Annotated in this window: 17 protein-coding genes and 1 pseudogene; 13 read left to right on the top strand and 5 right to left on the bottom strand. The window is 72.0% G+C overall.

Annotation, left to right across the window (positions count from 1 at the left end; genetic code table 11):
• Window positions 1–8 precede the first annotated feature (8 nt).
• From MTF69_RS19825 to MTF69_RS19815, 3 genes are all read left to right on the top strand, one after another.
• Window positions 9–806, top strand: a complete 798-nt coding sequence (locus MTF69_RS19825) for an AIM24 family protein (protein WP_243336370.1) — start codon at window positions 9–11, stop codon at window positions 804–806.
• 61 nt (window positions 807–867) lie between these two features.
• Window positions 868–1,344, top strand: coding sequence for a MarR family winged helix-turn-helix transcriptional regulator (locus MTF69_RS19820; protein ID WP_243336369.1), 477 nt, complete (start codon window positions 868–870; stop codon window positions 1,342–1,344).
• A 117-nt stretch (window positions 1,345–1,461) separates the two neighbouring features.
• The gene (locus MTF69_RS19815; RefSeq protein ID WP_243336257.1) at window positions 1,462–2,025 is read left to right on the top strand and encodes a PepSY domain-containing protein; all 564 of its coding nucleotides are present in this window, start codon (window positions 1,462–1,464) and stop codon (window positions 2,023–2,025) included.
• 79 nt (window positions 2,026–2,104) lie between these two features.
• On the opposite strand, the gene MTF69_RS43755 is transcribed toward MTF69_RS19815, so the two are convergent.
• The 3 genes from MTF69_RS43755 to MTF69_RS19805 form a co-directional block, all read right to left on the bottom strand.
• Window positions 2,105–2,179 (bottom strand): 50S ribosomal protein bL37, encoded by a 75-nt coding sequence (locus tag MTF69_RS43755; protein ID WP_099895366.1) that lies wholly within the window; start codon window positions 2,177–2,179, stop codon window positions 2,105–2,107.
• 84 nt (window positions 2,180–2,263) lie between these two features.
• Window positions 2,264–3,232: a methylmalonyl Co-A mutase-associated GTPase MeaB gene (gene meaB / locus MTF69_RS19810; RefSeq protein WP_243336256.1), complete on the bottom strand. Its 969-nt coding sequence runs from the start codon at window positions 3,230–3,232 to the stop codon at window positions 2,264–2,266.
• A 92-nt stretch (window positions 3,233–3,324) separates the two neighbouring features.
• Window positions 3,325–4,521: an acetyl-CoA C-acetyltransferase gene (locus MTF69_RS19805; protein WP_243336255.1), complete on the bottom strand. Its 1,197-nt coding sequence runs from the start codon at window positions 4,519–4,521 to the stop codon at window positions 3,325–3,327.
• A gap of 137 nt (window positions 4,522–4,658) precedes the next feature.
• On the opposite strand from MTF69_RS19805, the gene mce reads away from it, so the two are divergent.
• The 7 genes from mce (at window position 4,659) to MTF69_RS19770 (ending at window position 15,133) form a co-directional block, all read left to right on the top strand.
• Entirely contained in the window at window positions 4,659–5,087 is a 429-nt protein-coding gene (gene mce, locus MTF69_RS19800) for a methylmalonyl-CoA epimerase (RefSeq protein ID WP_243336254.1), read from the top strand.
• A 180-nt stretch (window positions 5,088–5,267) separates the two neighbouring features.
• Window positions 5,268–9,857, top strand: a complete 4,590-nt coding sequence (scy, locus tag MTF69_RS19795) for a polarized growth protein Scy (protein ID WP_243336253.1) — start codon at window positions 5,268–5,270, stop codon at window positions 9,855–9,857.
• 202 nt (window positions 9,858–10,059) lie between these two features.
• The gene (locus MTF69_RS19790; RefSeq protein ID WP_243336252.1) at window positions 10,060–10,998 is read left to right on the top strand and encodes a cellulose-binding protein; all 939 of its coding nucleotides are present in this window, start codon (window positions 10,060–10,062) and stop codon (window positions 10,996–10,998) included.
• Between the two features lie 113 nt (window positions 10,999–11,111).
• Window positions 11,112–12,149 carry an ATP-binding cassette domain-containing protein gene (locus MTF69_RS19785; protein WP_243336251.1) on the top strand — a complete coding sequence of 346 codons (1,038 nt, stop codon included), beginning with the start codon at window positions 11,112–11,114 and terminating at the stop codon, window positions 12,147–12,149.
• 2 nt (window positions 12,150–12,151) lie between these two features.
• The gene (locus tag MTF69_RS19780) at window positions 12,152–12,928 is read left to right on the top strand and encodes an ABC transporter permease subunit (RefSeq protein ID WP_279345980.1); all 777 of its coding nucleotides are present in this window, start codon (window positions 12,152–12,154) and stop codon (window positions 12,926–12,928) included.
• 136 nt (window positions 12,929–13,064) lie between these two features.
• The gene (locus tag MTF69_RS19775; protein WP_243336250.1) at window positions 13,065–14,270 is read left to right on the top strand and encodes an ABC transporter ATP-binding protein; all 1,206 of its coding nucleotides are present in this window, start codon (window positions 13,065–13,067) and stop codon (window positions 14,268–14,270) included.
• On the top strand, window positions 14,267–15,133 hold the full coding sequence (locus MTF69_RS19770; RefSeq protein ID WP_243336249.1) for an ABC transporter permease: 867 nt from the start codon (window positions 14,267–14,269) through the stop codon (window positions 15,131–15,133). The genes MTF69_RS19775 and MTF69_RS19770 overlap by 4 nt, the downstream gene beginning before the upstream one ends.
• A gap of 10 nt (window positions 15,134–15,143) precedes the next feature.
• Here MTF69_RS19770 and MTF69_RS19765 read toward each other — a convergent pair whose 3' ends face one another.
• On the bottom strand, window positions 15,144–15,497 hold the full coding sequence (locus MTF69_RS19765; protein WP_243336248.1) for an ATP/GTP-binding protein: 354 nt from the start codon (window positions 15,495–15,497) through the stop codon (window positions 15,144–15,146).
• A 241-nt stretch (window positions 15,498–15,738) separates the two neighbouring features.
• Between MTF69_RS19765 and MTF69_RS19760 the strand changes: the two genes are divergently transcribed.
• Entirely contained in the window at window positions 15,739–16,773 is a 1,035-nt protein-coding gene (locus MTF69_RS19760) for an LLM class flavin-dependent oxidoreductase (RefSeq protein ID WP_243336247.1), read from the top strand.
• A 146-nt stretch (window positions 16,774–16,919) separates the two neighbouring features.
• On the opposite strand, the gene MTF69_RS19755 is transcribed toward MTF69_RS19760, so the two are convergent.
• Entirely contained in the window at window positions 16,920–17,312 is a 393-nt protein-coding gene (locus tag MTF69_RS19755) for an SCO5389 family protein (protein WP_243336246.1), read from the bottom strand.
• A gap of 220 nt (window positions 17,313–17,532) precedes the next feature.
• Between MTF69_RS19755 and nucS the strand changes: the two genes are divergently transcribed.
• Both nucS and MTF69_RS19745 read left to right on the top strand, forming a co-directional pair.
• Window positions 17,533–18,204 carry an endonuclease NucS gene (gene nucS, locus MTF69_RS19750; RefSeq protein WP_243336245.1) on the top strand — a complete coding sequence of 224 codons (672 nt, stop codon included), beginning with the start codon at window positions 17,533–17,535 and terminating at the stop codon, window positions 18,202–18,204.
• A 98-nt stretch (window positions 18,205–18,302) separates the two neighbouring features.
• A pseudogene (locus MTF69_RS19745) lies at window positions 18,303–19,102 on the top strand (hypothetical protein); the annotation flags it as partial.

Here is a 19,102-nt window from a genome sequence, read left to right as displayed (position 1 = left end):
TTGGTCCCGTGACCGGCGGGCCCGGCGGCCCGACCGTCTTCGACCCGTACACCCTGCCGTCCGACGACAACGTCAACGCCTACACCTTCTGCGTGGAGCTCAAGGGGAGCCAGTGGTTCCTGCAGAAGGGCAAGATGATCGCCTACTACGGGCGCATCGAGTTCAACGGCATCGGCCACGGCCGCTTCGACCGGCTGCTGCGCACCAGCTTCCACTCGCCGCTGCACGCGAGCGACTGGGTGGTGGCCGAGGGCCAGGGCAAGATGCTGCTCGCCGACCGGGCCTTCGACGTGAACTCGTACGACCTGGACAACGGCAACCTGACCATCCGGTCGGGCAACCTGCTCGCGTACCAGCCCACGCTCGCGCTCAAGCAGTCGATCGTGCCGGGCTTCCTCACCCTGATCGGGACCGGGAAGTTCGTGGCGGCCTCCAACGGGCCTGTGGTGTTCATGGAGCCGCCGCTGCGCGTGGACCCGCAGGCGCTGGTGGGGTGGGCGGACTGCCCCTCCCCCTGTCACCATTACGACCACACGTACATGTCGGGCGTGATCGGGGGCCTGCGCTCGCTGACGGGCATCGGGGGCTCCTCGGGCGAGGAGCACCAGTTCGAGTTCGTCGGCGCGGGTACGGTGCTGCTCCAGTCCTCGGAGATGCTGATGGCGGAGCAGGCGGTCGGGACCGTGGGCGCCGGCGCGGCCACGGGCAACGCTCAGGGCGTGCCCGGACAGGGTTCGCCGGGGCAGAGCGGCGTACCGAGGATGCCGGGGCAGCTGGGCGATCTCCAGAGGCGCTTCGGGCTGTAGGAAGCCCGCGGCAATTTTGTACGTAATTCAACTTCTTAGGTAGAGTTCTTTCATGGAGACCATCGAGACCGAGACGGCCACCCCCTGGCTGAACGACGCCGAGCAGTGCGCCTGGCGCACCCACCTGGACGTCAGCAGACTGCTGATGCACCAGCTGGAAAAGGACCTCCAGCCGTTCGGGCTCACCAACAACGACTACGAGATCCTCGTGAACCTCTCCGAATCCGAGGAACACCGGATGCGGATGAGCGATCTCGCGACGTCGACGCTGCAGTCGAAGAGCCGGCTCTCGCACCAGATCACCCGCATGGAATCGGCGGGCCTCGTCCGCCGCGTGAACTGCGAGTCCGACCGCCGCGGGCTCTACGCCGTCCTCACCCCCGAGGGCATGGAGACGATGCGCAAGGTCGCCCCGCACCACGTGGCGTCCGTGCGCCGGCACTTCATCGACCTGCTCACCCCGGACGCCATCGCCGCGCTGCGCGGCGCCCTGGGACCGGTCGCCGAGCACCTGCGCGCGGGCCGCGGCAAGGCCTGAGCCAGGCCGCTCGGCGCGCCCGTCCCGGCGGATCACCGGACAATGGGGAGAACGCACTCGCAGCCGGCCCAGCCGAGCGACCGTAGGCGCACGTGGCCGGCCTGAGGAGGTCCAGCCATGCAGCGCAACACGTACGTTTCGGCGGCCGCGGCCGTGGTTCTGGCACTGGGAGGCCCGGTGGCGGCCGCGGCGACGGCGTCAGCCGTCACCCCGACGGCCCTGACCGCGGCCACCGCCGCACGCGTCGACGTGACCGCCGAGGCGGCGGCGGCCGCGGCCCTGAAGGCCTACCCCGGCGTCATCGAGTCCCTGGACCGCGACGGCGCGGTCTGGCACGTGGACGTCGTCAGCAAGGACGGCACCCACTCGGAGCTCGAGGTGGACGCCGCGAGCGGCAGCGTCACCAAGGAGAACCAGGACGACGATCAGCAGGCGGACGAGTACGCCGCGCTGCTCGCCGCGAAGGTGACCGCCGAGCAGGCGATGAAGACGGCCGTGGCCGCCCACCCCGGCAAGGTCTGGTCGGTCGAATGGGACGACGGCGACAACGGCCGCGCCGCCGTCTGGAACGTCGAGGTCAAGACGACCGACGGAAAGACCCAGAACCTCCACGTCGACACCGCCACGGCCGAGGTGGTCCACTCCGAAACCGACGACAACGACGACGACGGGAACAACTGAGCCCTGCGCACCCCACGCACCGAAGCCGCACCCCGTGGACGGGATGCGGCTTCCGTGTGTGGTCAGTCAGTGCTCACGGTCAGGCGTTGGGACGCTTTCCGTGGTTGGCCTTCTTCTTCTTGCGGGCTCGCTTCTTGTTGCCGCGCTTCGCCATGAAACCTCCCTGCGTTGGGGCATTCCGGGCGTTCGCCAGTCTATGACCGGCCCGCGGGCTCCGCATCCGGTTCCGTCGGTTCCGTCAGTCCGTCGGTTCCGTCAGCGTCGCCAGCAGCGCGTCCGAGGCCGCGTACGGATCCAGCTCGCCCGCCGCCACCCGCCCGGCCAGGGCCTCCAGGTGGGTGTCGCCGTGCACGTCGGCCAGCCGGGCCCGCAGCGCGGTGATCGCGATCGTTTCCACCTCGCGCGCGGCCCGGGCCGTACGCCGCTGCGCCAGCACCCCGCGCTCGTCCATCCACGCCCGGTGCTTCTCCAGCGCCTCGACCAGCTCGTCGATGCCGGTACCGCGCGCCGCGACCGTCTTGACGATCGGCGGCCGCCAGTCGCCCTTGCCCCGGGACTCCCCCAGGCTCAGCATGTGGTTCAGCTCCCGTGCGGTGGCGTCCGCGCCGTCCCGGTCGGCCTTGTTCACCACGTAGACGTCGCCGATCTCCAGGATGCCCGCCTTCGCGGCCTGGATCCCGTCGCCCATCCCGGGGGCCAGCAGCACCACCGAGGTGTCGGCCTGCGCCGCGATCTCCACCTCCGACTGCCCGACCCCGACGGTCTCGACCAGGATCACCTCGCAGCCGGCCGCGTCCAGCACCCGGATCGCCTGCGGGGCGGACCAGGCGAGTCCGCCCAGGTGGCCGCGGGTGGCCATGGAGCGGATGTACACCCCCGGGTCGGAGGCGTGGTCCGACATCCGTACCCGGTCGCCGAGCAGCGCGCCCCCGCTGAAGGGCGAGGACGGGTCGACGGCCAGGACGCCGACCCGCTTGCCGGCCTGCCGGTACGCGGAGACCAGCGCCGAGGTGGTCGTGGACTTGCCGACGCCCGGGGAGCCGGTGAGGCCCACCACGTACGCGTTGCCCGTGAGCGGCGCCAGCGCCGCCATCACCTCGCGCAGCTGCGGGGACGCCCCCTCGACCAGCGAGATCAGCCGGGCGACCGCTCGCGGCCTGCCCTCACGGGCCTGGGCCACCAGCTGGGGGACGTCCACCGCCGTCATTCTTGTTGCGCTCCTTCGTTCTCGCGGGTCCCGCGGGTCTCGCACGGGTACGGCTACGGGTGCGGGCGGCCGGCCGGGCGGCCGCCCCTCCCCTACGGGACGCGGACGATCAGGGCGTCGCCCTGGCCGCCGCCACCGCACAGGGCGGCCGCGCCGACCCCGCCGCCGCGGCGCTTGAGCTCCAGCGCCAGGTGCAGCACCACACGGGCGCCGGACATGCCGATCGGGTGACCCAGGGCGATGGCGCCGCCGTTGACGTTCACCTTTTCCGGGGTCACTCCGAGGTCCTTCATCGACTGCACGGCGACCGCCGCGAAGGCCTCGTTGATCTCGATGAGGTCGAGGTCCTCGACACCGAGGCCCTCCTTCTTCAGGGCGTGCAGGATCGCGTTGGAGGGCTGCGACTGGAGCGAGTTGTCCGGGCCCGCCACATTGCCGTGGGCGCCGATCTCGGCGAGCCACTCCAGGCCCAGCTCCTCGGCCTTGGCCTTGCTCATCACGACCACGGCGGCGGCGCCGTCGCTGATCTGCGAGGAGGTGCCGGCGGTGATGGTGCCGTCCTTCGCGAAGGCCGGACGCAGCTTGCCGAGGGACTCGACGGTCGTCTCGGCCCGGATGCCCTCGTCCTGCGAGAACACCACCGGCTCGCCCTTGCGCTGCGGGATCTCGACCGGGGTGATCTCGGCCTCGAAGACGCCGTTCTTCTGCGCGGCGGCGGCGCGCTGGTGGGAGGTGGCCGCGAAGGCGTCCTGCGGGGCCCGCTCGATGCCGAGGCGGGTGTTGTGCGTCTCGGTGGACAGGCCCATCGGGATGTTCTCGAAGGCGTCGGTGAGACCGTCGTAGGCCATCGCGTCGAGCATCTCGATGGCGCCGTACTTGAAGCCCTCGCGGGACTTCGGCAGCAGGTGCGGGGCGTTGGTCATGGACTCCTGACCGCCCGCGACCACGATGTCGAACTCGCCTGCGCGGATGAGCTGGTCGGCCAGTGCGATGGCGTCCAGTCCCGACAGGCACACCTTGTTGATGGTGAGCGCGGGCACGTTCATGGGGATCCCGCCCTTGACGGCGGCCTGGCGGGCCGGGATCTGGCCCGCACCGGCCTGGAGCACCTGGCCCATGATCACGTACTGGACCTGGTCGCCGGAGATCCCGGCCCGTTCCAGCGCGGACTTGATGGCGAAGCCGCCGAGGTCGGCACCCGAGAAGGACTTCAGCGAGCCGAGCAGTCGCCCCATGGGCGTGCGGGCCCCGGCGACGATCACTGACGTGGTGTTGTTCGTTCCGGACATGGAGCACAGCCCCTTGAAGATGAGGAGTGAACGAGGGTTTACCCGAATGTACTGAGCGGTACCCGTGCCGTCACCGGCCCGCCAGTGTGATCGCGCGCACGTTGCGTAACCGCCTCCGGTAGCGCTGCACTGTGTCCATGCTGACAAGAATCGACCACATCGGGATCGCCTGCTTCGACCTGGACAAGACGGTTGAGTTCTACCGTGCCACGTACGGCTTCGAGGTGTTCCACTCCGAGGTCAACGAGGAGCAGGGCGTCCGCGAGGCCATGCTGAAGATCAACGGGACCTCCGACGGCGGAGCCTCCTACATCCAGCTCCTGGAGCCCACCCGCGAGGACTCCGCGGTCGGCAAGTGGCTGGCCAAGAACGGCGAGGGCGTCCACCACATCGCCTTCGGCACCGAGGACGTCCAGGGCGACTCGGAGGCCATCCGCGGCAAGGGCGTCCGCGTCCTCTACGACCAGCCCCGCACCGGCTCGATGGGCTCCTCCATCACCTTCCTGCACCCCAAGGACTGCCACGGCGTCCTCACCGAACTGGTCACGAGCAACCCCGAGCACTGATGTCCCGTTTCCCCGGCCGGTAGAGTGGCTTTGGCTCGGCCGGGGTTCGGTGCGGAGACGGGGTCGGGGCCTGTATCGCCCGACCCGGAATCTGACACCATTCCCCGGGGGCGTCGTTCAGCGGGCGGACGGCGCTCATTTGGTTTGAGCTTGCGACCAGGGGACGGATGGGACCGCGCTGTGCGGGGCTACGAAAGCCAGGAGAGCCATCAGGCCGAGGCCGACCATCTCTCGCGCTTCGAAGCCGAGATGGAGCGGCTGAAGAAGGAACGCGGGAAGGCCGTCCAGCACGCCGATGACCTGGGGTACCAGGTCGAGGTGCTGCGCGCCAAGCTCCACGAGGTACGCCGCAATCTGGCGTCCCGCCCCGCCTACGACGGCGCGGACATGGGCTACCAGGCGGAGCAGCTGCTCCGCAATGCCCAGATCCAGGCCGACCAGATGCGTTCCGACGCCGAGCGCGAACTGCGCGACGTACGGGCGCAGACCCAGCGCATCCTCCAGGAGCACGCCGAGCACCAGGCACGCCTCCAGGCCGAACTGCACGCCGAGGCCGTCAACCGCCGCCAGCGCCTGGACCAGGAGCTGAGCGAGCGCCGCCAGACGGTGGAAGCCCACGTCAACGAGAACGTGGCCTGGGCCGAGCAGTTGCGCGCCCGCACCGAGGCGCAGGCCCGCCGGCTCATGGACGAGTCCCGCGTCGAGGCCGAGCAGACCCTGAACACCGCCCGCGCCGAGGCCGCCCGGGTCGCCTCCGAGGCCACCCGCCGGCTCGCCTCCGAGAACGAATCCGCCCGCGCCGAGGCCGAGTCGACGCTGCTGCGCGCCCGCAAGGAGGCCGAGCGGCTGCTGACCGCCGCCTCCGCGCAGGCCCAGGAGGCCACCGAGCACGCGGAGCGGCTGCGCTCCACCACCTCCGCCGAGGCCGAGCAGACCCGCCGCCAGACCATGGACCTGGGCCGGGTCGCCGAGCAGCGCACCCAGGAGGCCGAAGGGGCCCTGCGCGGGGCGCGCGCGGCCGCGGAGAAGCTGCTGGCGGAGGCCAAGGAGAGCGCCGCACGGCAGCTCGCCTCGGCGGAATCCGTCAACGAGCAGCGCACCCGTACGGCCAAGGAGCAGGTGGCCCGCCTGGTCGGCGAGGCCAACAAGGAGGCCGAGACCCTCAAGGCCGAGGCCGAGCAGGCGCTCGCCGATGCCCGCGCACAGACCGAGCGGCTGCGCGCCGAGGCCGGCGAGCAGGCCCGTACCGCGGCGGCCGAGGACACGGCGGCCCAGCTGGCGAAGGCGGCCCGCACCGCCGAGGAGGTCCTGAACAAGGCCTCGGAGGACGCCCGCGCCACCACCCGGGCGGCGTCCGAGGAGGCCGAGCGGATCCGCGGCGAGGCCGAGGCGGAGGCCGAGCGGCTGCGCGCCCAGGCCGCGGCCACGGCCGATGAGCTCAAGGGCGCCGCGAAGGACGACACGGAGGAGTACCGGGCCCGTACGGTCGAGCTCCAGGAGGAGGCCCGCCGGCTGCGCGGCGAGGCCGAGCAGCTGCGCGCCGAGGCCGTCGCCGAGGGCGAGCGGATCCGCGGCGAGGCCCGCCGCGAGGCGGTCCAGCAGATCGAGGAGGCGGCCCGCACCGCCGAGGAGCTGCTGGGCAAGTCCCGGGCCGACGCCGACGAGGTGCGCTCCGGCGCGACCGCCGAGAGCGAGCGGGTCCGCGGCGAAGCCGTCGAGCGGGCCACCACGCTGCGCAGGCAGGCCGAGGAGACGCTGGAGCGGACCCGCGCCGAGGCCGAGCGGCTGCGCGCGGAGGCCGAGGAGCAGGCCGAGTCGGTACGGGCCGAGGCGGACGCAGCCGCGGCCGTGCGGCGCGAGGAGACCGAGCAGGCGCTGTCCGCGAAGCGGGCCGAGGCCGACGAGGAGCTCGTCCGGCTGCACACCGACGCCGAGGGACGCCTGGCGACCGCCGAGCAGACGCTGCGCGACGCCCGGGCGGCCGCCGAGAACATCCGCAAGGAGACCACCGAGGAGAGCGACCGGCTCCGCGCGGAGTCGGCGGAGCGGATCCGCACGCTGCAGACGCAGTCGGAGGCGGAGGCCGACCAGCTGCGCACCGACGCCGCCGAGGACGCCGGCCGGGTCCGCGCGGAGGCCGAGCAGGCCGCCGTACGGCTGACCGGCGAGGCCGAGGCGGAGGCGGAGCGGCTGCGCTCCGAGGCGCAGGAGACCGCGGACCGGCTGCGCGCGGAGGCCAAGGCCGCCGCCGAGCGGGTCGCGCAGGAGGCGGCCGAGGCGCTGGCCGCCGCCCAGGAGGAGGCCGCCCGGCGCCGCCGGGAGTCCGAGGAGACCCTGGCTTCGGCGCGTACGGACGCGGAGAGCGAGCGGGCGCAGGCCCGGGAGGAGAGCGAGGAGCTCCTCGCCCAGGCCCGCAAGCGTTCCGAGGAGGCCACGGCCGAGGCGGTCTGGCTCACCGAGGAGGCCGAGCGGCGCGCGTCCGAGGTGGTCGCGGCGGCCGAGGCCACCGCCCAGCAGGTGCGCGACGCCGTGGCGGGGCTGCACGAGCAGGCCGAGGAAGAGGTCGCGGGGCTGCGCAGCGCGGCCGAACACGCGGCGGAGCGTACGAAGACGGAGGCCGAGGAGGAGTCCGGCCGGGTCCGCGCCGACGCGTACGCGGAGCGGGAGCGGGCCACCGAGGACGCCAACCGGATCCGCAGCGAGGCGCGCACCGAGACGGACGCGGCGAAGGAACTGGCCGCGCGGACGGTCGGCGACGCGATCGCCGAGGCCGAGCAGCTGCGCACGGACACCGCGGAGTACGCGCAGCGGGTGCGTACGGAGGCCACCGACGCGCTGGCCGCCTCCGAGCGCGACGCGGCCCGTACGAAGGCCGACGCCCGGGACGATGCCAACCGGATCCGCGGCGAGGCCGCGGAGGTCCTGGAGGCCGCTCGCGCCGAGGGCGGCCGGATCGTCGCGGAGGCCACGGCCGAGGCCGAGCGCCGCACCGAGGAGACCCGCGCGGCCAACGAGGCCACGGTCGGCGAGGCCCGGGCGGAGGCGGCGCGGCTCACGGCCGAGGCCGAGGCCACCGCCGAGGCGACCCGTACCGAGGCCGCGGGCACGCTGGACGAGGCCCGTTCCGAGGCGAACCGGCTGCGCACGGAGGCGGCGGAGCAGGCGGACCGCCTGATCGGCGAGGCCACCACGGAGGCCGATCGGCACACCGAGGAGACCCGCGCGGCCAACGAGGCCACGATCGGCGAGGCCCAGGCCGCGGCCGATGCGCTGCGCGCCGAGGCGGCCGCCGCCCTGGACGGGGCGAAGGCGAAGGCGGAGCAGCTCACGGCGCAGGCCGCGCAGACGCTGGCCGGGGCCGAGCGGGACGCGACGGGGATCCTCGTCGACGCACGCACCGAGGGCGACCGGCTCGTCGAGGAGACGCGCACGGCCAACGAGGCCACCGTCGGCGAGGCCGCGGCGGAGGCCGACCGGCTGCGCGCCGAGGCGGCACGCACCCTGGACGACGCCCGCGCGGAGGGCGGCCGGATCATCGGCGAGGCCACCGCGGAGGCGGACCGTGTCACCGTCGCGGCGAACGAGACGCTGGCGAGCGCCGAGCGGGAGTCCGAGCGGACCCTGGACGAGGCGCGCGCCGAGGCGGGCCGGATCCGTACGGAGGCCGCCGAGCAGGCGGACCACCTGGTCGGCGAGGCCGTCGCGGAGACGGACCGGCTCACCGAGCAGACCCGCAAGGACACCGAGCGCACGGTCGGCGAGGCGGCGAACGAGGCCGAGCGGCTGCGGGCCGAGGCCTCCGAGGCGCTGTCCTCGGCGCAGGAGCACGCGACCCGTACCCGGTCCGAGGCCGAGCGGGTCAAGGCCGAGGCCGCGACGGAGGCGGAGCGGATCCGGGGCGAGGCGCGCACCGAATCGGAGCGGGTGCTGGACGAGGCCCGCGAAGAGGCCAACAAGCGCCGCAGCGAGGCCGCGACCCAGGTCGACCGGCTCATCACGGAGGCCTCCTCGGAGGCCGAGAAGCTCACCGGGGACGCGCAGAAGCAGGCACTGGCCGCCACGACGGCGGCCGAGGAGCAGGCGGACGCGATGGTCGACGCGGCGCGCAAGGAAGCCGCGCGGATCTCCTCGGAGGCGACCGTGGAGGGCAACTCCCTGGTGGAGAAGGCCCGTACGGACGCCGACGAGCTGCTGGTCGGGGCGCGCAGCGACGCTGCGGCCATAAGGGAACGGGCGGAGGAGCTGCGCGGCCGCGTCGAGGCGGAGGTCGAGGAGCTGCACGAGCGGGCCCGCCGCGAGTCGGCCGAGCAGATGAAGTCGGCCGGCGAGCGCGTGGACAAGCTGGTGCGGGCGGCGACCGAGCAGAGCGTCGAGGCCGACGCGAAGGCCAAGGAGCTGGTGTCGGACGCGAGCAGCGAGGCGAGCAAGGTCCGCATCGCCGCGGTGCGCAAGGCGGAGGCGCTGCTCAAGGAGGCCGAGCAGAAGAAGGCCGAGCTGGTCCGGGCTGCCGAGGCCGCTCTCGCGGAGGCGAAGGCGGAGGCCGAGCGGCTCGTCGAGGAGGGCCGGCGCGAGCTGGAGGTCCTCGTGCGCAGGCGCGAGGACATTCAGGCGGAGATCTCCCGTGTCCAGGACGTTCTTGAGGCGTTGGAATCATTCGAGGCACCTTCGGGTGGCGGAAAGCCCGGGGTCGGCGGCCAGGGCGCGGGGGGCGTGAAGGCCGGTGCGACAGCGGGTTCCACTCGTTCGGGTGGCAAGACGTCAGAGGGCTAGTCAGCACGCTCGACTCTGTGCTCCTGATGGAGGTTCAGGCGAACGAGTGACAAGCATTCTGTCGCCTTGCCACTCAAAAGGGGTGTCATTGTCCAGATCAAACGCGGATTGACTCGATGACACGCCGTCTTGGCGCCTAGGATTCCCCTTAACACCTAACACCCCGCGTAGCACCTCATCGGTCTCATTCGACAGGAACCCCATGAGCGACACATCCTCCCCCTTCGGCTTCGAGCTCGTGCGGCGTGGTTACGACCGCGGTCAGGTGGACGACCGCATCACCAAGCTGGTCTCCGACCGTGACAGCGCCCTCGGACGTATCAACTCTCTGGAAAAGCGGATCGAGGAGTTGCACCTCGAGACGCAGAACGCCCAGGCTCAGGTGAACGACGCCGAGCCGTCGTACGCCGGCCTCGGCGCCCGGGTCGAGAAGATCCTGCGCCTGGCCGAGGAGGAGGCGAAGGACCTCCGCGAGGAGGCCCGTCGCGCGGCCGAGCAGCACCGCGAGCTCGCCGAGTCGGCAGCCCAGCAGGTGCGCAACGACGCCGAGTCGTTCGCCGCCGACCGGAAGTCGACCGCCGAGGACGAGGGCGTCCGTATCGTCGAGAAGGCCAAGGGCGACGCCGCTTCCCTGCGCACCGAGGCCCAGAAGGACGCCGCCTCCAAGCGCGAGGAGGCCGACGCGCTCTTCGAGGAGACCCGCGCCAAGGCCGCCCAGGCCGCCGCGGACTTCGAGACCAACCTGGCCAAGCGCCGCGAGCAGTCCGAGCGCGACCTGGCCGGCCGTCAGGCCAAGGCCGAGAAGCGTCTCGCGGAGATCGAGCACCGCGCGGAGCAGCTGCGCCTGGAGGCCGAGAAGCTCCGTACGGACGCCGAGCGTCGCGCCCGCCAGACCGTGGAGACCGCGCAGCGCCAGGCCGAGGACATCGTGGCCGACGCGAACGCCAAGGCCGACCGGATCCGCAGCGAGTCCGAGCGCGAGCTGGCGGCGCTCACCAACCGCCGCGACTCGATCAACGCGCAGCTCACCAACGTCCGCGAGATGCTGGCGACGCTGACGGGTGCCGCGGTCGCCGCCGCCTCCGCGCCGATCGACGACGAGCCGGTCACCCGCGGCGTTCCGGCGCAGCAGAGCCGCTGACCTCCGCGTCGCGGTTACCGGGCGGTACCGTTCGCCCGTTTCACGACCTAAGTAGGGCCGTGCGTCACCTTTAGGAGGTGGCGTTCGGCCCTTCGGCGTTCTAGCGTGGCGGAATGATCGAGCTTGAGGGCCTTACGAAACGATTCGGCGCGAAGACCGCCGTGGACAACCTCAGCTTCCAGGTCAGACCGGGGGTGGTCACCGGCTTCCTCGGCCCCAACGGGGCGGGGAAGTCCACGACCATGCGCATGATGCTCGACCTCGACAACCCGACCAGCGGTACGGTCCGGATCGACGGGAAGCACTACCGGGACCTGCCGGAGCCGCTGAAGTACATCGGGGCGCTGCTGGACGCGAAGTCGATGAACGGCGGCCGCAGCGCGTACAACAACCTGCTCTGCCTCGCCCAGTCGAACCGGATCCCGAGCAGCCGGGTCTCCGAGGTACTGGACCTCGTCGGCCTGACGGCCGTGGCGAAGAAGAAGTCGAAGGGTTTTTCCCTGGGTATGGGCCAGCGGCTCGGCATCGCCTCCGCGCTGCTCGGCGACCCGGAGATCCTGATGTTCGACGAACCCGTCAATGGTCTGGACCCGGAGGGAATTCTCTGGATCCGCAATCTGATGAAGGGGCTCGCGGCGGAGGGAAGAACGATCTTCGTTTCTTCCCACCTGATGAGCGAAATGGCGCTGACCGCAGAGCATTTGGTCGTCATCGGACAGGGAAAGCTGCTGGCCGACCTGTCCATGGCGGATTTCATCCAGCAGAACTCCCGCAGTTACGTGCGCGTCCGCACGCCGCAACAGGAGCGGCTGAAGGACGTCCTGCACGAGGCCGGTATCGACGCGATCAGCGTCCCGGCCACCGGCGCGCTGGAGATCGACGGCGTGGAGTCGGAGCGGCTCGGCGAGCTGGCCGCCCAGCACCAGATCGTGCTGCACGAACTCAGCCCGCAGCGGGCTTCACTGGAGGAAGCGTTCATGCGCATGACGGCGGATTCCGTCGAGTACCACGCCCACGCACCGGGGGCAGCCGGGTTCCCGGGCGGTCCCGGCATGGCCGCGGACGCTGTGCCGTTCGACAACCCGGCCCGGCCGGCCGACGTACCCGCGTGGGGCGCCGGCTTCGAGGCGAAGCGCAAGGGCGGCGAGTGATCATGGCTTTCTCCGCCGTCCTCCAGTCCGAGTGGACCAAGATCCGCACGGTCGCCTCCACCAGCTGGACCCTCGCCCTCGCCTTCCTCGTCACCGTCGGGTTCGGCGCCGGATTCTGCGCCCTGGTCAACGCGACCTTCGACGACATGAGCGAGGTCGAACAGGCCACCTTCGACCCCACCCTGCTGAGCTTCACCGGAATGGGCTTCGGCCAGCTGGCCATGATCGTCTTCGGTGTGATGGTCGTCAGCAGCGAGTACAGCTCGGGCATGATCCGCACCTCGCTGGCCGCCGTGCCCGGACGCGGCGGCTTCCTGGCGGGCAAGTTCGCCGTGGCCACGGCGCTGGCCCTGGTGGTCGGGCTGGTGACCAGCTTCGTGTCGTTCTTCCTCGGCCAGGCCATCCTGGGCGACCGCAGCATCGGCATCGGCGAGGACAACGTCCTGCGGGCGGTCGTCGGCGCCGGCGTGTACATGGCGCTGCTCGCCTTGTTCTCCATGGGCGTGGCCACCATGCTGCGCAGCTCGGTCGCCTCGATCAGCATCCTGATCCCGTTCTTCCTGATCGTCTCGAACCTCCTCAGCGGATTCGAGGCGACCCGCAAGTTCGGCCAGTACCTGCCCGACAAGGCCGGATCCAAGATCATGCAGGTCGTGCCGGACGCCATGGGCAGCCCGGAGACGCCCTACGGCCCCTGGGGCGGCCTCGGGATCATGCTCCTGTGGGTGGCCGCCTCGGCCATCGGCGGCTACCTCGTCCTCAAGAAGAGGGACGCCTGACGTACTACGGGGGATCCCCGGGTCGGTTCTCAGGGGTAGCTCAGGGTCGGGGACGACGTGGAACCGCAAGGGACTGGATATCCTCTTAACCCTTACGCGGGCGAACGTCGTCCCGGCCTGGCAAGGGGCAGCAAAGATGATCGAGGCAGTCGGCCTGACCAAGCGCTTCGGCGCGAAGACCGCTGTCGACGACCTCTCCTTCCAGGTCAAGCCCGGTCACGTGACGGGATTCCTGGGGCCCAACGGCTCCGGGAAGTCCACCACGATGCGCATGATCGTCGGCCTGGACCGGCCCACCGCCGGCCGGGTCACGATCAACGGCCTGCCCTTCCGCGAGCTCCCGAACGCCCAGCGGCACGTCGGGGCCCTGCTCGACGCCAAGGCCGTCCACGGCGGCCGCCGGGCCCGCACCCACCTGCTGTCGATCGCCCAGCTCTCCGGGATCCCCGAGAAGCGGGTGGACGAGGTGCTGGGCGTCGTGGGACTGCAGGACGTGGCCCGGCAGCGCGCCAAGGGCTTCTCGCTCGGCATGGGCCAGCGGCTCGGCATCGCGACCGCCCTGCTCGGCGACCCCCAGGTGCTGCTCTTCGACGAGCCGGTCAACGGCCTCGACCCCGAGGGCATCCTCTGGGTCCGCAATCTGATGCGCCGGCTCGCCTCCGAGGGCCGCACCGTCTTCGTCTCCTCCCACCTCATGAGCGAGATGGCGCTGACCGCCGACCACCTGATCGTGATCGGCCGGGGCCGGCTGCTCGCCGACATGGGCACCCAGGACTTCATCACCCACAATTCGGCCGGATTCGCCCGGGTCCGCACGGCCGACACCGACCCGGGCGGCTGGGACACCCTCGGCTCCGTCCTCACCAAAGCGGGCGGCCGGGTCCTGCGGGAGCCCGACGGGGCACTGCGGGTGACCGGGCTGGAGCTGCCGCGGATCTCCGACCTCGCGCACGTGTCCGGCGTACGGCTGTGGGAGCTGTCGCCGCACCGGGCCTCGCTGGAGGAGGCGTACATGCGGATGACCCAGTCCTCCGTCGAGTACACCTCCACCGAGGACCCGCGCGCCGAGCTCTGGGAGCCCGAACCGCTGAGCGTCCCGAAGTGGGAGGAAGAGGAGGCGGCCGAGGCCCTCCGGGTCCCGCAGGCGGGCTTCTTCGCGCCCCCGCCGCCCGGGACCGGCGGCCGGCCGTTCCTGATGCCCACCAGCCCCGGTGAGCTCGCCGGTCCCGAGGCCGCGTCCCCCGGGACCACCCGCTCCCCCGACACCGTGCGCACCTCCGACCCCATACGCACCTCCGACCCCGTGAGCACCCCCGCCCAGAAGGCCGAGGACACCCGATGACCGCCCCGACGACCGCGACCGCGACCGCCGGGGACCGGGGTCCGGCCGGCTACACCTCGCCGCTGCCGACCCCCCGGCCGCACCTGGGGCACGCGCTGGCCTCGGAGTGGACCAAGCTGACCTCGGTCCGCTCCACCATGTGGACGCTCGGCTCACTGGTGCTGCTCGTCGTCGGCATCGGCGGCACGGTCATCGTGCAGACCCGGTCGCTGGACTACGAGCAGATGCCGTTCATCGCCCCCGCCCTGTTCGGCCTGCTGGTCGGTCAGCTCGCGGTGATGGTGCTCGGGGTGCTGACGATCAGCTCCGAGTACGGCACCGGCCTGGTCCGCACCACCTTCACGGCGGCCCCCGACCGGTACCGGGTGCTCACCGCGAAGTACCTCGTCTTCGGCGTCACCGCCTTCCTCACCACGGCCGGGTCGGTCTGTCTGGTGGGGCTGGCCGCGTCGATCCTGCGCGGCGGCCCCGACGCCGGGCCGCACCCGGCTTCCGAGTGGGCCTCCGGGCTCGTCGGCAGCCTGTACGTCACCCTGCTCGGCGTACTGGCCCTGGCCGTCGGGGCGCTGGTGCGCCACTCGGCGGGGGCGATCGCCGTGATGCTCGGCGTCGTCACCCTGCCGCCGGTGATAGGGGGAGTGCTCAGCATCTGGGAGGCCGTCGCCCCGGTCGGCCGGATCCTGCTCCAGTACAACGCGCCGGTGGCGATGATGGAGCTGTTCGGCATGCCGACCAACGCCTCCGACCCGTCGGGCGCCGGCATGGCGCTCCCGGGCAGCCTGAACCACATGGCGGTGATCCTGCTGGTGACGGGCGCCGCGGTCGCCGGCTCGTACGTGGTGGTCGGCCGCCGGGACGTCTAGGCCCCGCCCTCTAATACTTGGGAGCGTTGCGGGACCGCTGCACCTTGGAGGTGCGGCGGTCCTTCGCGTTCCAGCAGGCCTTGTGCCAGTGCCGACGGTCGTCGACCCCGCCGTACTCGGGCCAGGCCACCAGGTGCGGGGTACCGGAGGGGATCTCCTGGTCGCAGCCGGGGCAGCGGTAGCGCTTGCCCGCCGCGCTCGCGCCCGCGACGTGCCGGACCTTCCAGTCCTCGCCCTGGTACTCCTCCGTGCGCTCCAGGCCGTACCGGTCCAGACCGCCCGCGCCCGGGCCCGAACCCGAGCCCTGGTCCGAACGATCGGCTGGATTCTCGCCGCCCCTGGGGCGGTTGTGGCGCGGTGACACGTATACCTCACGGATGGGCGGACGGCAGTGACTTTCTCCCAGACTACGCGCAGCGAGCCCGGGTACCCGCAGGGTGGCCGAAGACGACCGTAGTACCGGGCGGCAGGTCGGCGTGACTGGCCTGACAATCCCAATAACTTTCCGGTCAGGCCGTGCCTTTGGCACGTGTCAGACGTTGTTGCCGATGAGGAAAACGGTCCGCCTGGGGGAGGCCGCGTCAGCCGCGAGGAGGCTAAAGGCGATGCGCGTAGGAGCATTTGTACTGGCTGCCCAGTTCCCGGGCCAGGGACAGGGCGAGGCACTGCACCGGGCGGTGCGGACCGCCGAGGTGGCCGAGGAGGCCGGGCTCGACTCGGTCTGGCTCGCCGAACACCACTTCGTCCCGTACGGGGTCTGCCCGTCCGCGGTGACGCTGGCGGCCCTGATGCTGGGCCGCACCCGGCGGCTGCGCGTGGGCACGGCGGTGAGCGTGCTCCCGAGCACCCACCCGGTGGCCCTGGGCGAGCAGGCGGCCCTGCTGCACCTGGCTTCGGAGGGTCGGTTCACGCTGGGGGTGGGCCGGGGCGGTCCCTGGGTGGACCTGGAGGTCTTCGGCGGCGGGCTCGACGCGTACGAGAACCGCTTCCCGGAGGACCTGGACCTGCTGCGGCGCTGGCTGACCGAGCCGCGCGTGGGGGCGGCACCCGGGGCCGCGGCCGGAGGCCGGTACGGCTTCCGCGAAGTGGCCGTCGTACCGCGGGCGTCGGAGGCGCTGCACGGGGACGGGACTGGGCCGGAACTGATCGTCGCCTGCACCTCCCCCGGCTCGGTACGGATGGCCGCGGAGCGCGGACTGCCGATGCTGCTGGGCATGCACTGCGGGGACGAGGACAAGGCCGCCATGGTCGAGCTGTGGCGGCGTACGGCACGGGCCGCGGGGCATTCGCCCGAGGCCGGCCACGTGTCGGCCGGGGTCTGCCAGCTGGCGGACCGGACGGCGGACGCCCGCGAAACGCTGCTGAAGGCGATGCCGGGCTGGCTCAAGCAGGGCCTGGACGCGCACGTCACGGTGGACGGACGGCAGCGGGCGATGCGGGACCCGGTCGCGTACACCGAGCTGCTGTGCGATCTCCACCCCGTGGGCACACCGGAGCTGGCGGCCGACCGGCTGGCGGCCACGTCGGAACGTACGGGGATCACGCGGTTCGCCCTGCTGACGGAGGGATCTGGTGACCTCGCCGCGACCGAGGAGAACCTCCGGCGCCTCGGCGCCGAGGTGCTTCCCCGGCTCGGCTGAGACCAGGGCTGCCGCTCCGTTGGCACCGGAGCGGCAGCGAGGTACCGGTCGTGCGGCGATACGGTCTTACGGCGGTGCGGTCTTACGGCGGTGCGGAGGTGCGGTCGTGCTGGTCGTACGGTCGTGCCGGTCGTACGGTCTTCCTGCTAGCAGTCACGCATTTCGGGCGACTGGTTGAGCAGCTGACCACGGATCGAAGTGAACTTGGCCAGCCGGTCGTCCACCGAGGAGTCCAGCGGGAACACCGCTACCCGGTGGCAGTTCTGGAATGCCAGGCGCACTCCGAAGTGGCGCTGCAGCGCACCCCGTATCGCGTCACTCGCGAGGGCACGGAGCAGCTGGCCACGCGCCTGCTCGTCCGGCGGCGGCGTCTGGTTGTCGGCGAACTGTCCGCCGTCCACCTTGAGCTGGGCCACCAGCGAGCTGATCATCTCCCATGCGTAGGGCAGGGAGGTCCGGACGCAGTCGACGAAAGCGGCTTCGTCGACCTCGCCTCGCTCGGCCTGTTCGAGTAGGGCCGGTGAGACGTCGAGCGACATGGGTTCTCCTCTCGCGACTCCGGCCGATTGGGTTGCCGGAGCCTTACGGGCAGGGAGGGCGATCGCGACGCAGTGTGCACGTGTCGCAACCTCCCGCTCACCACGGTAGGCGCCCAGTGGGTACCGCACCAGGAGAATGCGCATACAACGCGCCATCCTCGAACGGGGCTTTCGGGGGCGAATCGCGTGCAGGCCTTCTCGTCGAGTAGCGTTGCCGACCATGCGTCTCGTCATTGCCCGCTGCTCCGTCGATTACGCGGGCCGGCTCACCGCCCACCTGCCCTCGGCACCCCGTCTGATCCTCGTGAAGGCCGACGGCAGTGTCTCGATCCACGCGGACGACCGAGCGTACAAACCGCTCAACTGGATGTCCCCGCCCTGCACCCTCAAGGAGGGGACCGGCGACGACGCCGGCGTCTGGACCGTCGTCAACAAGGCGGGCGAGAAGCTCATCATCACCATGGAGGAAGTCCTCCACGACTCCTCGCACGAGCTGGGCACCGACCCGGGTCTGATCAAGGACGGGGTCGAGGCCCATCTGCAGGAGCTCCTGGCTGACCGGATCGAGACCCTCGGCGAGGGCTACACGCTGATCCGCCGCGAGTACATGACCGCGATCGGGCCGGTCGACATCCTGTGCCGGGACGCCTCCGGCGCGACGGTGGCGGTGGAGATCAAGCGCCGCGGCGAGATCGACGGCGTCGAACAGCTCACGCGGTACCTGGAGCTCCTGAACCGGGACCCGCACCTGTCACCCGTCAAGGGCATCTTCGCAGCCCAGGAGATCAAGCCCCAGGCCCGCGTCCTGGCGAACGACCGCGGCATGGACTGCGTCGTCCTCGACTACAACGCGATGCGCGGCATCGAGGACGACAAGCTCCGCCTGTTCTAGGCGGCGGAGCGGGGCGGCGGCGACTGCCGTCCGCCCCGGCGGCGCGGACGGGCCGTCAGCGGGACGTTTCGTCCGTCTCGCCCGTAGGGGGGTCCGGCTTGTCGGGCGGCGTGTGCGTGGGGCTCGGCGGCACGGTCGGGGTCCCGGACGGGGACCCGGTCGGACTCTGGGAGACCGGCGGGCTGCTCACCGGCGGGGCCGAGCTCGTCACCGGCGGCGAAGGCGGTGTCACCGGGCTCGACGACGACGGACTCGGCGTCGGCGTCGGAGTCGGCGAGGGGGACTTGCGCGGCGGCGGGGTCGTACCCGGTGCCTGCGACGTGGGGGGCGAGGGCTCCGGCTCCGGCGAGGGATCGGTTCCGCTCGGATCCTGCGTACTCGGCTGCGGCTGCGCCTCCTCCGAGCTCGGGGCCGTGGAGACCGCCGGCGCCTGCACGGGCGGCTTCTCGTCCTCGGTGGTCATCGCCAGGGCGACCACCGTGCCCAGCACCACGACGGTCACCGCCCCGGCCGCGGCCAGCAGCATCGGCTTGCGGCCGGGTCTCGGCTTCGCCTTCGGCTCGGGCCGCGCCCTGGACGCCGGAGCCGGCTCGGGCGCGAGCGGGAAGGCGTCCTCGAACACCTCGGCCAGGGTCGCGGGCGCGACGGAGCCCGGCGGCGCCACCGCGGGCACCACCGTCGTGAAGGGGTCCGGAGCCCGCGTCGCAGCGCGCTCGGGCACGGGAGCGGCCCCGGTACGGGCCGCGAGGCCCTTCGACAGGCTCGCCGGAGTCACGGAAGCCGAGGGCTCCGCAGGTACGGACGGCGTCCCCGCAGCACCGGCAGCACCGGCAGCACCGGCAGCACCGGCAGCACCGGCAGCACCGGCAGCACCGGCAGCACCGGCAGCACCGGCAGC

Origin of the sequence: Streptomyces sp. AP-93, assembly GCF_022808175.1 — a bacterium.
Taxonomy (GTDB): Bacteria; Actinomycetota; Actinomycetes; order Streptomycetales; family Streptomycetaceae; genus Streptomyces.
This window is presented reverse-complemented; position numbering and strand designations above follow the sequence as displayed.

Coding starts and splice junctions, on each gene's coding strand:
- MTF69_RS19815 (WP_243336257.1), top strand. CDS start 1,462: ATGCAGCGCAACACGTACGTTTCGGCGGCCGCGGCCGTGGTTCTGGCA.
- meaB (WP_243336256.1), bottom strand. CDS start 3,232: ATGACGGCGGTGGACGTCCCCCAGCTGGTGGCCCAGGCCCGTGAGGGC.
- MTF69_RS19805 (WP_243336255.1), bottom strand. CDS start 4,521: ATGTCCGGAACGAACAACACCACGTCAGTGATCGTCGCCGGGGCCCGC.
- mce (WP_243336254.1), top strand. CDS start 4,659: ATGCTGACAAGAATCGACCACATCGGGATCGCCTGCTTCGACCTGGAC.
- MTF69_RS19790 (WP_243336252.1), top strand. CDS start 10,060: ATGAGCGACACATCCTCCCCCTTCGGCTTCGAGCTCGTGCGGCGTGGT.
- MTF69_RS19785 (WP_243336251.1), top strand. CDS start 11,112: ATGATCGAGCTTGAGGGCCTTACGAAACGATTCGGCGCGAAGACCGCC.
- MTF69_RS19780 (WP_279345980.1), top strand. CDS start 12,152: ATGGCTTTCTCCGCCGTCCTCCAGTCCGAGTGGACCAAGATCCGCACG.
- MTF69_RS19775 (WP_243336250.1), top strand. CDS start 13,065: ATGATCGAGGCAGTCGGCCTGACCAAGCGCTTCGGCGCGAAGACCGCT.
- MTF69_RS19770 (WP_243336249.1), top strand. CDS start 14,267: ATGACCGCCCCGACGACCGCGACCGCGACCGCCGGGGACCGGGGTCCG.
- MTF69_RS19760 (WP_243336247.1), top strand. CDS start 15,739: ATGCGCGTAGGAGCATTTGTACTGGCTGCCCAGTTCCCGGGCCAGGGA.
- MTF69_RS19755 (WP_243336246.1), bottom strand. CDS start 17,312: ATGTCGCTCGACGTCTCACCGGCCCTACTCGAACAGGCCGAGCGAGGC.
- nucS (WP_243336245.1), top strand. CDS start 17,533: ATGCGTCTCGTCATTGCCCGCTGCTCCGTCGATTACGCGGGCCGGCTC.